The sequence below is a fragment of the Saprospiraceae bacterium genome (assembly GCA_016719615.1).
Taxonomy (GTDB): domain Bacteria; phylum Bacteroidota; class Bacteroidia; order Chitinophagales; family Saprospiraceae; genus Vicinibacter.
The window spans coordinates 1,476,311-1,492,329 of the sequence record JADJYQ010000001.1; the positions used below are offsets into that span (position 1 = coordinate 1,476,311).

Annotated in this window: 8 protein-coding genes; 2 read left to right on the forward strand and 6 right to left on the reverse strand. The window is 36.6% G+C overall.

Annotation, left to right across the window (positions count from 1 at the left end):
- Nucleotides 1-6: 6 nt before the first annotated feature.
- The 5 genes from IPM92_06105 to IPM92_06125 all read right to left on the reverse strand — a co-directional run bounded on the left by IPM92_06105 (nt 7) and on the right by IPM92_06125 (nt 10,737).
- Nucleotides 7-2,448 carry a PD40 domain-containing protein gene (locus tag IPM92_06105; GenBank protein ID MBK9107952.1) on the reverse strand — a complete coding sequence of 814 codons (2,442 nt, stop codon included), beginning with the start codon at nt 2,446-2,448 and terminating at the stop codon, nt 7-9.
- The gene (locus tag IPM92_06110; protein MBK9107953.1) at nt 2,433-3,458 is read right to left on the reverse strand and encodes a PorP/SprF family type IX secretion system membrane protein; all 1,026 of its coding nucleotides are present in this window, start codon (nt 3,456-3,458) and stop codon (nt 2,433-2,435) included. The genes IPM92_06105 and IPM92_06110 overlap by 16 nt, the downstream gene beginning before the upstream one ends.
- Nucleotides 3,459-3,615: 157 nt before the next feature.
- Nucleotides 3,616-7,239, reverse strand: coding sequence for a gliding motility-associated C-terminal domain-containing protein (locus IPM92_06115; protein ID MBK9107954.1), 3,624 nt, complete (start codon nt 7,237-7,239; stop codon nt 3,616-3,618).
- A 13-nt stretch (nt 7,240-7,252) separates the two neighbouring features.
- Nucleotides 7,253-9,706: a PD40 domain-containing protein gene (locus IPM92_06120; GenBank protein ID MBK9107955.1), complete on the reverse strand. Its 2,454-nt coding sequence runs from the start codon at nt 9,704-9,706 to the stop codon at nt 7,253-7,255.
- 11 nt (nt 9,707-9,717) lie between these two features.
- A complete protein-coding gene (locus tag IPM92_06125) occupies nt 9,718-10,737 on the reverse strand; it encodes a PorP/SprF family type IX secretion system membrane protein (GenBank protein ID MBK9107956.1) in 1,020 nt (339 codons plus the stop codon).
- 239 nt (nt 10,738-10,976) lie between these two features.
- Here IPM92_06125 and IPM92_06130 point away from each other — a divergent pair, with 239 nt between their 5' ends.
- Nucleotides 10,977-12,461, forward strand: coding sequence for an NAD(P)H-hydrate dehydratase (locus tag IPM92_06130; GenBank protein ID MBK9107957.1), 1,485 nt, complete (start codon nt 10,977-10,979; stop codon nt 12,459-12,461).
- Nucleotides 12,458-13,159, forward strand: coding sequence for an NAD-dependent deacylase (locus tag IPM92_06135; protein MBK9107958.1), 702 nt, complete (start codon nt 12,458-12,460; stop codon nt 13,157-13,159). Before IPM92_06130 ends, IPM92_06135 begins: the two co-directional genes overlap by 4 nt.
- On the opposite strand, the gene IPM92_06140 is transcribed toward IPM92_06135, so the two are convergent.
- Nucleotides 13,156-16,011: a TonB-dependent receptor gene (locus IPM92_06140; protein MBK9107959.1), complete on the reverse strand. Its 2,856-nt coding sequence runs from the start codon at nt 16,009-16,011 to the stop codon at nt 13,156-13,158. The two genes, IPM92_06135 and IPM92_06140, sit on opposite strands and share 4 nt — an antisense overlap.
- Nucleotides 16,012-16,019 lie beyond the last annotated feature (8 nt).

The following is a 16,019-nucleotide window of genomic DNA, read 5'->3' on the forward strand; positions in this document are numbered from 1 at the left end:
CCGTTGTTACTCTTTAATTTCAATGATCTCAACACGCCGTTCTCGCGAGGCTTCAACAGTAAAAACAGAGCGAAGATCTTTTTTCTGATCGCTGATACCTCGCGGAGCCTGACTTTCCCCAAATGGTTTTTCGCTCAATTTTAAATATCCTGACTTGATGTATTTTTTGAAAAGTCCATCTTTATAATTCCATATATCATTATAGACACTATGAATTCTTCGATGCGATAACTTCAAATTGTATTCAGATTTCGCAAGCGGAGAAGCATATCCTTTCAAGAAGATTTCATACTTCTTGCCTTTCTTCAAATCAGATTCTAAAACTAACAAAAACTTGTCTAAAATTTCTTTGCCTCGTTTGACTTCATCCTCAAAAAAATCATCCATCTCGGAAGATGGTTGGACGCCATCAAATACGTGGAGCTCATTGGATACTTTTGCAAATTTTGGTTTCTTAGCATAATAGTTTCTGAAGGTGTGTGCATATCCGGTATGACAAGTAGTATCGTGCGAACCCGGAGAAGGCCTGTCGTTATCAAAAAACAAGCTAACGGGCAATAGGCTAAACAAAATGGTAGGCAGATAAAGTTTTTTCTGGATGATGCCACTGCTGCCGCAATCGATTAAAATGAGGGTATCTGCGTTTGCAAAATCAGGCTTAGATGCTGTAATTTTATATCTATGACAAGGAAGAGCTGGTATGGTGAATACATGGTTTTGTATGTTGAGAATGCTTGTGTCCAGATTGCCATCAAGGTCTTTAATATGGAGCGTTACGCCATCAAGAGGATCATTATTGTTTTTATTAAAAGTTAGTAATTGTAATTCAACTTTCGAAGGTTTTAAAAACAGTTTCTTGGTAAGTGACTTAAATTCTCCTGTCTTCCCTGAATAAAAAACCAGGGAATCACTGGTATAACCATCTTTATGAGCAAGCAATTTGTAATTTCGTTCGCAAAGAATTTTAAATTTAAACTCATTACTCAATAGGTTTTGAACTACTATAGGCGGCAAATTTTGGTTTTCTATGTCAATCAAAACGACGGTTGCACCATTGATTGCTTCCTGTGTATAAAAATTATAAACCAATGCATTCAGATCTATTTCGCAGGATAAAATCGAAAGTTTAAAAAGATCAAGACAGCATGCTTCATTGGCATCATCTAAAAACAAAGTTCCTGTTCTGTTGGAAGCCAAATAAGCCAGGGTATCATGTTCAGTGATGTAATAATACAAATCATCAAAACTGCTGTTTTGCGGATAACCAATATTGACTGGATTTACAAAGCCAATATCGTTCTGCCTCGAAGAATAAAAATCGAGTCCTCCAAAACCTAGATGTCCTCTGGAAGAGAAATACAAAGTTTTAGATCTCTCATAAAAGAAAGGAGCATGTTCGTCTTCAATGGTGTTTATTTGTTCACAATTTAAAGGTTCTGAAAAATTGCCATTTGGATCAAGGTATGTATACCAAATATCGAAACCTCCTTTGCTATTCGTGGTGCGATTCGAAGCGAAGAATAACACACCACCATTTTCATTCGAAGATGAAACAAAACAAGGTTGTGTACTGCTGAATTGTGCAAGGTTTATAGGTTCAGGTAGTTTTACGGGGCTTAACCATTTGCCTGTGGCATCTACTTTGCTAATGTAGAGATCACATCTTTTATCATAATCATTTAAATCTTCACAAATCGTATAAAAAACTAAAGACCGGTCTTTAGCATACGAGCTGTGAGCTACAGACATATTTAATCCGGGAAATGAATCAGAGAGCATTCTTTCGGCATTTCCATCTTTTACAGATTGTAAAACTGAGGCATTATGCCTTTTTGGAATCTCTGAGTTAGCGACATTTTCAAACCGCAGAGAGGAATAAATAAGTGTATCTCTATGAAAATTTGGTGCAAAATCTGAAAATACAGAATTAATATGATTATCCATCCGAACGATGTTGACACCTTTGTTGGGATTATTAATCTGAGTAAGAGCCCATTCACATGCTTTAATATCGCGATTAATTTTTAAAAGATTCGGCGAAGAATCTGTTGCGAATTCTGTTTTATAAATTTTATAAGCTAAAATGGCTTTTTCATAGTCACCTTGAATATGGCGCAATTGCCCTAAGTGCATAGTAGCTTCAGGGTATTTGTTTTTGTCCTCACCGGTGGATATTAATTCAAAAAGTTCTGCAGCCTGCTTATAAGAACCAAAATGCATCCCGGCCAGCGCTGCCTTATATCTGAATTCATTATTCTCAGGTTGAAACTCCAAAGCTTCCTTGTATTTTAGAAAGGCATCATAGTAGTTTTTAGAGAACATTGACTTTTCAGCGACCGTAAGCACAGAAGAAAGTGATTGTGCACTTAGTGAAGAGACACTATAAATAAAGAAAATTAAATATGCCAATTTACTAAACATCGTGGTGAGAATTAAAAAATTGGGCATGATTTTAATTGAGCAAACGGGCGGGCTTTTGTAAAAATATAAACGAAAGTAAATTCCGGTCCACCCTTTTGTCGTACAGCAGATTCAAATTCAGAATTGGTCAAATCATAACTGATTCCACCATAATAATTATTGTATTGAACTGCAATTTTTGGGATCAATGCGTCATTCAAACGACTGGCCATTCCAAGTAATACATTTAACTCCTGTCCTCTTCTTTGATTCAAGTATATCTTCAAATATCCGCCAAGTAATGTTTCTTCATAAGCTTGTTGTTTTTGGTAGAGTCCATGAAGTAGAAGATCGAATGCATTTGTAATTTGGATGGATGGCATCAATTGAAAGCTCCATCTAATCGGCAGTTTAATATTCAAAGATTGATCAAAAAATTTTTGTTCAGGTTTGGTTAAGTGAAATGCAGAAACTCCAACATCAAGGCGTGTTCTTTTAGATTTCTGCCACCTGTAATTAAATCCTGCATTTGCATCAAAGAAGTTGTTTGAAGTGTTTCCAAAATTTTCACCGGTAGGTAGCGTTGGATCAAATATGTCTCCATTCCATTGAGCATCCCAGGTAAGTTCGTCTGGTTTGAATCTCCGATGTGCAAAAGATAAACCAGCACCTAAGGAAACAATATGATGATTGTTGATCGGATAAGTATAAGCAGTTGATAGCCCTAAATAAGCAAGGCCTAGTTTTGAATCACCAGCCTGGTCATAATTAAATTGAATGCCGATATTCCACATTCCTTTGGTTTTCCAGGATTTTGGATAAATCTTGAAATCATAGGATCCACTTATGGTCATATATCGCACGATGTCATCAATAAACCACTGTCGCCTGTAATTTAGACATAACCTCTGGTCCCCATTAAAAAGGCCGGTAGCTGCAGCATTGTAATTGAGGTGAGTGGTATAAAACTGAGAGTGATGAATGTCCTGGGCATGAACTGTATTCAATGAGTACAGGTAAATGAACACGCCAAGCAAAATTCTTACTGCTTTATACATAGGATGTAATATCGAATTCAAAAACTATAAATAGCACATTACTACTAATTTATAGTTGATCAAATTATTTAATCTATTTATATATTCGCCTTGAGTGCGTCCATAAATGAACGAACTCTTCACAAATATAAAAGAATTCTTAAGAATCAGAGGATTATCACCTTAACAATGTAACATTTCCCTTCTTAGCGTAAGTGTTGCCATCTACACAAGTGGCAATAAAATAATAACCATATACATCAGGTGCCAATTTAACTCCCTTATAGGTACCATCCCACCATTGATTGATGTCTTTGGTTTCAAATACTTTTTCTCCCCATCGATTATACACATATAACTCGACAGACTCCAAAAAGTTACTTCGAATTCTCAAGATGTCATTTTCCTGATCATCATTTGGGCTGAACACATTTGGAAAATAAACATCTTCTTCATTACATTTTGGACGTTTAACGAAAACACTAACATCTGTTTGGCCTTCACAGCCATCGTCATTTTTAGCTTTAACCGTATACAAGGTAGAATTTTCCGGACTGGCGACTGGATCCGGACATTTAATACAATCCAGATTGTAAGGAATGATCCACTCATAATCCATATAACCGGGTGTAGTACTTAATTGTGAAGATTGACCAAGATAAATGGTATCCGGATCAGCAAATGCCAATAATGGAGGATCAAACCTACTGATATTTACTTTGAAACTGTCTTGATAAGCACAACCATATTCATTTATAAATGTCAGGAAAAATACTGTTGTATCTGCAGGTTTAACCAGTATTCGAGCCTGATCTTTGTTCGTTACAATAAATCGCTCCGGCGACCAGTCAAAGCGATAAGTATGGCCATCCCGGTTAATAAATTCAATAGGTCCATCTTTGCCCGGACATAATCTGTCTTTCCCGATTATAGTATAGTTTGTATCTAAAGGTATAATTCTAAACGAATCCACATCTCCACAGCCATATATATCTGTGGCATACGCAAAGACATACATGGAATCCAAAAATAGTTTTTCCAAACTATAACCTGTACCTAACAAAATTCCAATTTCATCTGTCCATTCTATGCTGGGTACATTGGCTCCGGGGTCGGTACTTGCATATAAAATGATGGGTTTTTGAAAACACAACACTGTATCGTTATTGACATTTAAATTGATTGGCGGCGGCACAAAAACAGTTATTTCCCGATCCACATAACAATCGGGTATATTAGGATCACTTACTCTGACTTTATAAGTTTTGGTTTCACTGATGGATGCAGTTGGATTCGGGCTGTTGGGGTTATCTAAACCTTCTATAGGTGACCACTGATAAGTATAATTGGTATCGGGATTATCGTTGAGTTTTACAGGTTTTCCCATACAACTCACTACTCTTTCTCGCAAACTAACCATGATAAGTCCTACATCTACAATTTTCGTAATTTCATTATTACATTCTGCTCCAACTTTCAAAGTTACTGTGTAGCGACCTGGAATTTTATAAAAATGCACCGGACTGTTTTCATTTGAAGTTTCGAGATCTCCGAAATCCCATGCGTAATTTCCCGGTGAACTCTCATTCGAAAAACTTACGAGCGTGTTATCACAATTTTTTTCAACTTTAAAATCAGCAATTGGTTTGCAAATAATGTTTGCTCTGACGGAATCAGAAGCGCTGCAATTATATTGATTCGTGGCTTTTACGCTAAATGTATATTCGCCGCATTTGGGAATCGTGAGTGTAATATTCTCCGTTCCTTTTCCGGAAATAATATACGTCTCTGGATCCCAGTCAAATTTTAGTTGATGCTCGGGATTGTCATTTTGAATTTGCAAATTAAAAGTGTCACCTTCACAAACGCGCACAGAATCAAGTCTGATGTTACTTAAGACTTCCTCATTACTTACAGTAATACTATCTGAACCAGGGCAATTGAATCCACTTTTACCTCTTACATAAAATGTTTTTTTACCATTTACCTGTGTTTCAAAGTTAAAGGATCCACTCGCAAGAATGTTTGAAAAATCAGCTTGATCAGACCACTCAATCGTATTTTCAACACCGCCATTAGCGAGTAATTGAATATGAGTATCACAGATCACTGAATCACCTGCTATGTCTATATTTAATAAATTGCTTACACTAACGAATACAGAATCTTCTTCTGTACAATTCCCATCTGAAATGGTCAATTTATATAAAATATCGGCTGCCGGATTTGCAATAGGATCCGGACAGAATGCGCAACTTAAAGATGTTGTTGGTGACCACGTGTATTTGAATCTTGGGTCTGGATTTTGAAGCAATTTTGTGGATTCGCCAATACAAATTGGAATTTTATCTCCGAGAAATTGAGGGTTAAGTAAGTTGAGGATAAATTCTTTTTCAATCGTATCTGTGCAACCGCCTTCTGATGTGATCGTGAGTTGAATGATTGCTTTGCCGGTATCTTGAAAAATGAATTTTGGATTTTGATTTGTAGATGTTAGAATTCGATTATTGAGCCTTGCATTCCATTGCCAATTTCGGATGCTTAATAATGAATCAAATGAATGATCAGTAACAAGCAACTCGATACTGTCTTTACAACTTTCATAGCTTACATCGAAATCACTCTTTAAATAGCCATCACCATACAAGTAAACATCTAAATAATTGGTATCGATGCAATCTTTAGCCCGGTTTGCTACCAGAGCAACTCGGTATTTTCCGGGTTTTGGAAATTTAAATTCCGGATTTGTATCTTTTGATATGTAATTGGTATTTGGATAATCAAATAGCCAGGTAAAATCGCGTGCATTCACACTGTTGTTTGTAAACTTAATGGTGCTATCGCCAACACATAATACCGTGTCGCTGGCCGTAAACCTGGCTACGGGATTGGTAGTACAAAATCTGACGTTGTATTGAAAGTCTCTTCGTACTCTAGATAACAATTTACCATTTCTATATTCGTCGACACAAATGCCGACTAAATACTGGCCGATTGCATTTGGTTGACCAGTTATCAAACCAGTGGCGGGATCTATTCGTAAAGCAGGATTACCACCCAAAAGATCAGTCAATCCAAAGGGAAATTTATAAGTTACTTGTGGAAACGGAGGTCTGCTAGGCCTGGTGGGTTTCGAATTTGCAGTATCTGCGCCTGCATATGGAACGCAAAGGCTATATACCAAAGAATCTCCTTCCTGGTCAAATGCCTGATGATCAAAAACAATGGGCCTGTCTCCACAAATGTAAATAGATGGAAATGCTCCAAATTTTGGAGAAGTATTGCAATAACGAAGTGCATCTTCAGATATCACTACACTATAGGTAGCACCAATTAATTCCGGGTCGACAATATTGGTAATGGTTTTGTTTCTGCAGCAACGTTGATATGCTAAAACATAACCTCCTTTTAAAAATGGAAGTTCTATTTTAGCGCGATATGTTGTTGTATGAACGCATACATCCCCTCCTACCACTTCACATTCGGTTCTCAGGATTTCATTTAAGGTGTCATCGTTTCGGAAATCCATAAGCAATAGTCCAAATTGTCCTAAACTCCTGACGATAGCGCCCTCACTGTCAAAAATTCCAATATGTGCAGGATCATCAAATTCTGCCTCCGGGCTCCCATTAAAACAATCTCTTCTTAAGGTTAATGTGATTTCATAAACCTGGCCACCCAGACATTTATAGGACATCTCTCCACCTACAATGTGACTTGATTTGGCTTCTGGTATAGCTATCGTACAAAAGATAATACTATAAACCAACAGCTGAATTATCTTATTGAATCTCTGTATCATAAGTTCCATTGAGTTATTGATTAATATTTTCATCAACGCCTTTTAATATTTCTAAAATTTCAACCCTCCGCTCATAAGCAGCTTTCAGATTGTATATTGAATTTCGAGTATCTTCTAAATCATCGCTTACATCTGTTGATGATTTTGATTCGCCAAATGGGATCTCTTTAATTTGAAAAAATTGATTCACAATATAGTCGTGAAATATTCCTTTGTCGTAGCGGTCAAATTCATTTCGCACACTATAAACTCTTCTAGATGACAATAACTGATTGTAATCCGATTTTGCACGCGGGGAAGCATAGCCTTTAAGGAAAATATCAATCTCATGTCCTTCTGCCAGAATGATGATTAGTTTTTCCATAAATAATTTCAACTTTTCGGCATTAGCTTTTACATTCCTATTGAAAAAAGTATCAATTTCGAGAATTACTTTTTCCCTATTTACATTTTTCATGCCTTTAGTAAACTCTTTAATATAAGTGAGTTTTTTTCCATAATAATCATTGTAAATATCGAGGAATCCTACACTGGTGCTGTCTGAGTCTGACCTCGGATCAGGCATGTCATTCTCGAAAAATAAACGAATGGGCAATAGTTTTCGGAGATCTGCAATTGCAGTTAATTCCAGGAATAATTTCCGATTCAATACAGGCTCAAGGGCAGTCTCTAATGGTGTAATGGTGATTTCTGTGCTTTCATATTTTGGCTTGTACGCTTTTAGTTTATAATTTTTACCTTTTAACAATTTGAAATCGAAAAAATTGCTGTCAGGATTTGTTGTAGACTTCAACATGATGTTCTGATCGAGATCCCAAAGTTCTACGGTTGCACCTTTTAAATTAACATTTGTAGTGCGTTCAAATGTATAAGCATTCAATGATTTAATTTCGGTAAGGTAGAGATTCTTAGTCAGGGTCGATAAATCAGCCAGATCAATCGTGTTGCAAAACAAAGTATCGGATATCCAGCCATCCTTACTGCCTATGATCCTGTACTTTCTGTCTTCTGTAATTTTAACGGGATAAATTGATTTATCTGTTAATTGATTTGAATAATGCAGGCTATCTATTTCTGTAACATCAGTAATTTCTACCTTGGTTCCGAATAAACCTGTGGAATCATATTTATCTAATGTATTTACGATGAGGTCTAAGGTTGCAGGGATGTATTTAACTTTATAAACATCATAACAACAAGCCTGTATGACTTCATCCATAAACTTAGATCCCGGTTTATTGGATACCATATAAGCTTTGCGTTGTATGTCATCTTCGTTATAATATAGATCATCATAACTACTGTTTATAGAAGGCCCCAGATTTATAATTTTCAAAGCCTCTTTTCCTTTGAAGTCGTATTTGTAAACATCTAGACCGCCGAACCCAATATGACCTTCACTGCTAAAAAATAAGGTAGAAGTTTTTGTGTTGAAAAATGGACTTACTTCGTTTTCACTTGTATTGAAGTTTTCCAGATTTTCAGCCTGAGAAGGAAATTCATCTTCGCTAATGAGTACAGCATATATATCAAACCCCCCTTTTCCGCCGGGACGGTCGCTCACAAAATAGAGTTTATCGAGGCCTGATTCCGGATCTTTGGAAATATGAGGTTGCGTAGAAGTATAATGGGGAAGATTAACAGGTTCCGGTAATTTTAATTTGGGACCCCATTTTAATCCGTTTTTATATTTTACGTAGATCTGGCAATGAATCCTGTCAATGTCCTGCAAATAGCCACAAATCGTAAAATATACCTTATTGCTGTCTTTGCTGAAGGATGGATGGACTATATGCAAATCTTTGTCCAGAAGCCCTGAATCTAATGGCAATGGCTTAAAAGTACTTTCATCAAAACGCAAAATTGTACCTTGATTTCTGAGCGGTTCGCCACCCTTGCGTTTTTTCTCTAAAATATGATCAGAAGAAATGTACAATGAATTGTTTGCAAAGACGGGGCTGAACTCACTTTGTTGTGAGTTAATGCGATCGTCTAATTTTTTTTGCTGGATGAGTGGGTCCTTCCGCTTTATTTGCTCCTTTGCCCACTGAATAGAACTGATGCGTTTAACTGTTCTGTTTTGCAATTCAGGATCATCATGTCCGCTTGATTGGTAGGATTTAAAATAAACTAAAGCTTCACTATAAAATCCTTGACGAAAAAGGGACTCACCCAAATAGTATTCTGTTCCCGGATGCCGTTGGAGGATTTCTTTTCCAATCGTAGCTCTAAAGTGTTTGGTTGCTGTTGAAAATGCATTCAGTTTTAAAGCGGCGTGACCTGCAAGCATATTTAAGGAGTCGAGCTCTTGCTTATAACTTAAAGCAATGAGGATGTCATGATAAGCTGCATAGTAATCTTCTCTTTGAAGATAATTTGTAATAGACTCTTTATACTGGCTTAATGATTGCGCCTGGCCTATTTGAGTATATATTAGGTATGTAATAAGACAAAAGAAAATTCTCATATTTACGTGAATTAATAAAGTGGACATTTTTTGTATAAGCCCACGGGATCAACATTTTTAAATAAATATTGTAGGCTTATTTCTAAGCCTCCTCTCTGATTGGTAGCTGTTTTAAAGGCTGAAGTATTTATATCATAACTTGCAATTGCAGTCCAATTTTTATATTGAAATCCAGCCATCGGATAAAATGCATCTTCTAATCTGATACCGGCACCTAAAATGAGATTCAGTCGGATTCCTGGATTTTTATCCAGATAAAATTTGAACATTCCACTTGCAGCGGTTTCTTCATAAACATCTTGCTCCTGATACTGGCCATATGCAATGAGATCAACAAAACCAGCAATCCCGATGCTCAGCGTGGCATGATAAACATGGCGCATTGGCAAACCTACTTTGTTTTGTTGTTGAGTATAAAAAGTTTGATCGGGTTCCAGTAAATGATTGATGGAGGCTCCGATGCCCAAATATGTCCTGTTCGATTTCGAAATTTGGTAAGAGATTCCTGCTCCCAAATCAAAGAAAAAAGCACCGGAATTCTCAAAACTTTCTTTTGGTGAAAGACCATTATTATATTTTTCACCATCCCATTGGTTGTCCCACTTTAAAAGCTCTTCCGATAACCTTCTTTGTCCGACACTTGGACTTATGCCAAATCTGAATTGATGGTGCCTATTGATGTTTAGTCCATAATTAAAAGAAGTATTAAGTGCCGTCAAACTCAATTTGGAATCTCCGGCTTTATCGTAATCCAAACCTATACCTACACCTATAAAATCCTGTTTTGATCGGATTTTAAATTTGCTGTCGTAAAACAAACTCAAACTTAAATAAGGCACGGGTACCGTTTGCCATTGGCTGCGGTAATTAGCGGTAAGTCTGTGTTCACCAGCATAAGAGCCAGTATTGGCCGGACTTTGCCCTGGTAGGTGCATAAAAAACTGAGAATAATGTATATCCTGAGTTTTTCCCATGGTGCAGAGTGTACACCACCCAATAATTATAAGTAAATACGTATGCCGTTTAAGCATAAATGAAACCGGTTAAAAGTGAGTAAATGGAAAGTGAACTTGATTAATGAAAATTCGGAGATGAAAATGGGAATTTCTCAAAGAATTAGCAAGTTTATGAGATTTTGTGCAAATATTCAAATATTCTCTGAAATATTTTCTAAATATATTAAAATAATTTATAATATTTCGCAAATGATGAGTCCCTACTCAAGCATTTCATATGCAGTTCGGTATGTAATTTGCATCAATTTTGGATCATGCTTCCTATTTATAATGTAGAACAGACCAGGCATTGGGATCTATATACCCTTGAAAAAGAATCAATTAGTTCTTTGGAATTAATGGAAAGCGCAGCTACAGTCAGTACCGAATGGCTTTTATTGAAGTTTGGCCCAACTGCTAAATACCTGATCTTTTGCGGAAATGGCAATAATGGCGGTGATGGCATTTGCATCGCTCGTCAATTAGCAGCAAAAAACTTGGAAGTATATGTTTCGCTAATTCCTTTAACTGCCAGCGCAAGCAATGAGTTTCTTATAAATTTGGATAGATTCAATAAAGTAGGCTTAGGGCCGATTTTAGAAATGGAGGAAGCCCTTGATTTGTTGAAATATCGGCAAGATTTAATGATCATTGATTCCATATTAGGTTCCGGTCTTAATAGGGAACCATCAGGAGATGTTTCTAAAGTTATTCAAGATCTCAATATATGCGGACATCAAATAGTCTCCATTGATATCCCATCGGGTATGTATGCAAATGGCCTCCCCGATCATATTTATGTAAGGGCAAATTTTACGCTATGTATTCAAAGTCCCAAATTGTCAGCTTTACTTCCTGTTAGTGGTGCTGCGTATGGTCAAATTTCCATTCTGGATATTGGTTTGCATCCTTTGTATTTAAGCTGGTGTTTGCCTGATAAATGGTATGTTCTAAGAGAAGACATTCAAAATTTGATAAGGGTCAGAAAGCCATTTGACTATAAAAACAAATTTGGACATGTCTTGACAATAGGTGGGTGTCCTGGTATGGTCGGAGCTATATTGATGGCATCAAAAGCTGCCTTGAGAACAGGATGTGGCTTATGCACAATAGTCTCATTTGAAGAAAATCGGGTGATCCTTCAAACTGCATTGCCTGAAGCTATGTTTTATCCAATTGGTCAAGTCAAATTGGATAAATACACCGTGCTCGCTATGGGTCCCGGAATGGGATGCAGCGAAGAAATGCGATGTTTAATGTTGGAGCTATTAAATGAATTTGATAAAAAAGTCGTCTTGGATGCAGATGCTTTAAATATGATTAGTCATGAATCGTATTTTGAAAGTATAAATGCTGAAATTGTAATTACACCCCATGTTGTTGAATTTGATCGCCTTTTTGGAAAATGTCAAACAGATTTTGAACGGATTGATAAGGCTATTCAATGTTCAAGCAAGTACAATATCACCATTGTTCTAAAAGGGCATTATACAGCTATAGTAAGTCGAGAAGGGATTGTGTACTTCAACTCAAGTGGCAACCCAGGATTGGCTAAAGCTGGCAGCGGCGATGTATTATGTGGAATGATTGGGGCCTTCCTTGCACAAGATTATCCAAGTCTGGATGCTTGCTTGCTGGCAGTTTATTTACATGGCTATACTGCTGATTTTCTCCTGAATGAAATGGCTATGGAATCTATAATGGCAAGTGATATCATTGATGCCCTACCCCGCTCTTTTTTCAAATTAAAAAAGGAATGAAAAATTTAGTCGTTTTATCGGGGGCCGGAATTAGTGCAGAAAGTGGCTTAAAAACATTCAGAGATTCAGATGGTTTGTGGGAAGGTCATCAAGTGATGGACGTAGCAACCCCTGAAGGTTTCCGACGAAATCCGGAATTGGTATTGAATTTTTATAATGAACGCCGAAAGCAAGTGATTCATTCAAGGCCAAATATTGCACATCAGATTATTGCAGATTTAGAAGCTCATTATCAAGTTTGGGTTGTTACGCAGAATGTTGATGATTTACACGAACGAGCAGGAAGTAAGAACGTGCTTCATCTGCATGGAGAACTTTTAAAAGTCAGAAGTAGCTACAAGTCTGATATTATTTATCCCTGGACAACTGATTTGAAACTCGGAGATCGATGTGAATATGGCAGTCAACTGAGACCGCATATCGTGTGGTTTGGTGAGGATGTGCCCATGATCTATCAAGCATCTCATTTGATCAAAAAGGCAGATATACTCATCGTTATTGGGACCTCTTTACAAGTGTATCCTGCTGCAGGTTTATTGGTTCATTTGTCTGCGGAGGCGCTTTTATATTACATTGATCCCAAACCACAGCATCATCCAAGCATGGCAGCCTTCAAACATGCATATTTGATCGAAGAAAAAGCTGTTGCAGGTATGGAAATCATTTTACCTTCTTTGCTGGAATTCAGCAAAATTTAAAATCTGCCATGGCCTTCCCTTGGGCGCATGAAAAAATCATTTTGACCTTCTTTTTCGAGAGCTCTTTTTCCTGTATTAAAATTGCGCAAATTATAGGTAAAAGAAACCATTAAAAACCGCTGCAGATTATTGCTGTAGGTATCTTCATAGTAGGTATCGGCAATATTTCGTTGTAGGTTCTGATTTTGATTAAATAGGTCATTCACGCCGATAGCGAATTCTCCCCTTTCGTTGTTAAACACTTTAACTCCAAATGCGAGGTTCAACAATAAAATATTTTGATTAAATCCTTCCTGTAAACTTTCGTTGATTCTGTAATTGGCATCGGTTTTAATAACCATACGCTTATAGAATTGCCAGCTTACTCGCAGTCTGTTATCATACAGAAAATAGCGATCATCAATATTTTGATTCGTGAAACTATTGTAGGAAGGTCTGATCTGAATATTGAAATCTATTTTATCACTGATATTACTATTTAGTGACAAGCCTAAACTGAGCGTATGTGTTTTAGAATTGATCTGATCACCGTCAATGAGTCCTGGGGTTATCATGTAACTATGAGAAAGATCCGTAGAGAGCAAACATTTGATCGTTGAAATAGGATAAGTATAACTCAGGTAAGATCTTAACTGGTAATTGCTACCTGCATTTTGTGGAATGCTTAATTGAACTCCCAAAGGAACATCAAGAGCTTTAAAAATGGGATGGTTGCGATTTCGGATAAAATTATGATTAGTAATATAATCTTCAGAGATATTCAACCTGACGGAGGCAAAAAACAAGGTTGAGTTTGGCAAGGTAACATTGTACCTTATGCTCGAAAAATGTTGAAGGGACTGTTTTAAATTTGGGTTTCCTAAATACAATTGTGTTGGATTCGAATTATTAACTACATTTTGAAGTTGTTCAATGCGTGGAAGTTGCGTCGATGTCCTGTAATGAATCATCAGATTTTTAGATTTGTTTATTGTATAGCGCATAAATAGCGATGGAACCCAATTATTAAAACTCTTGGTATTTGCGTTTGCAAAAGGCAGAAACTGGTCATTTAATAATCGTGCATTTTGCCAATTTACACGGGCAGATAAGTTCAGTTTCTGATCAATATTCCATTGATAGCCCAGACCAAGTTGATGAGACTTGTTTTGAGAAACAAAAAAATTACTTAGTGAAGGAATCAAAATTTCAGATGAACCATCCATAGTTGGGATTCCATAGGTCAAAACCTCGGTATCATCTTCAGCATTTTGATATCTGTAATTAAATAGTAAAGAATGCTCTTTGGTAATGGGTTCGGTGTATTCAAAATTGGCAGACCAACCAATTTTTGTGTACTCATTGTTTTCCAATTGTCGCAGGGTATCTAATATCTCACCCATCGGATTGTTAAACTGGAGGTATGAAAGTTGGAAGTTATCTTCTGATTTAGGAGCAGAGTTCATGTTCCAATCCATTGAAAATGTACGCCGTGGTTTATTAAATTTATGCCTAAAAAGTATATTGTTTGAAAAATTAAAACCTGATGCATTGGTTGACGCGGTATTAGAGGATTGATTGCCGGGCCTATCGTTAAAATAACTTATGGAGTAGTTGTTTATTTTGTTTGAATTGGATTGGTACGACAGTCGGGGCCTTATCTGGATGGAATTCATACTATCAAGTGTTAGCTCGAAACGTCCCTGTAGACGATGGTTGTAATTATTGGGCTTACTGTTTGTTTTTTCAAGATAAGTTTGATCAATATTTTCATTGGTAAAATAAACCCTGTTTATTTCGGAAAGGATATTGTTTGCAGATTGATTAAAAAAATAGGACAGGTTTATTTCCAATGTTTTGCCAAAATTGTCGCTATAATTGAGACCTATCGCATTTGTTTTGGCAATACCTCCGCTTTGAGGAATTAAAAAATCACTTGTACCGGATGAACCTGATCTAAATTCCCTTCTGCCTGCATTTTGTGAACCGGGTCGATTTCTGCTTCCTGAATTTCCTAAAGCACCTAAAATATCATCAGTTGAAAAATTTTGAATGTTAATATTATTCGACATGGCAATTAAGCTTATACGCCTGCTGCCATCAAAGTAATTTATATTTCCTCCTGTTTGATATTTATCATTCAAATTATAACCCGCATATATCTTTCCAAATTGTCCGTTGTTTAAACCACTTTTGGTAACAATATTTATAGTTTTAACAGTGTTACCATCATTGACGCCGGTGAATTGGCTTTGTTCGCTTTGTTGATCGAAAATTTGAATCTTGTCAATAAGTTCAGCGGGTAAATTTTTTAAAGAAAGATTTGGATCATTTCCAAAAAATGGTTTGCCATCGACAAGAACTTGTTTGACATCTTCATTTTGTGCTTTAACGGTACCGTTCTCATTGGTAACAGTTGGCATTTTTGTAATGAGGTCTTCGGCTGATGCATCTTTTGCCACTTTATAACTGGAAGCATCAAATTGAACGGTGTCGTTAAGTATTTTACCGGGATATTTTTTATCAGCTACAGTAATTTCCTTCAATAACTTGCTACTTACTTTCAATTGAATATTTCCAAAATCTCTGTTGTCTGATGTTTGAACAAATTCTAATAAATAAGTCTCGAATCCTAATAGACCTATTTCCAACTTATAACCGCCTATTTTAAGTTGATCTGTCGTAAACTGACCTTTTGAATCTGTTGATAAACTCAAAGCCAAAGCTCCCCAGGGGTGTTTGATGAGAACCGGAATTTCAGGAAGTGCAATTCCTTTTTCATCTAATACCCTGCCTTGGATCGTACTGTTTTGAGCGATTCCTAAAAAGCCAAAAAACAAGAAGAGTGTAAAAAGGTAAATTTTTATAGGCATGTGCTATT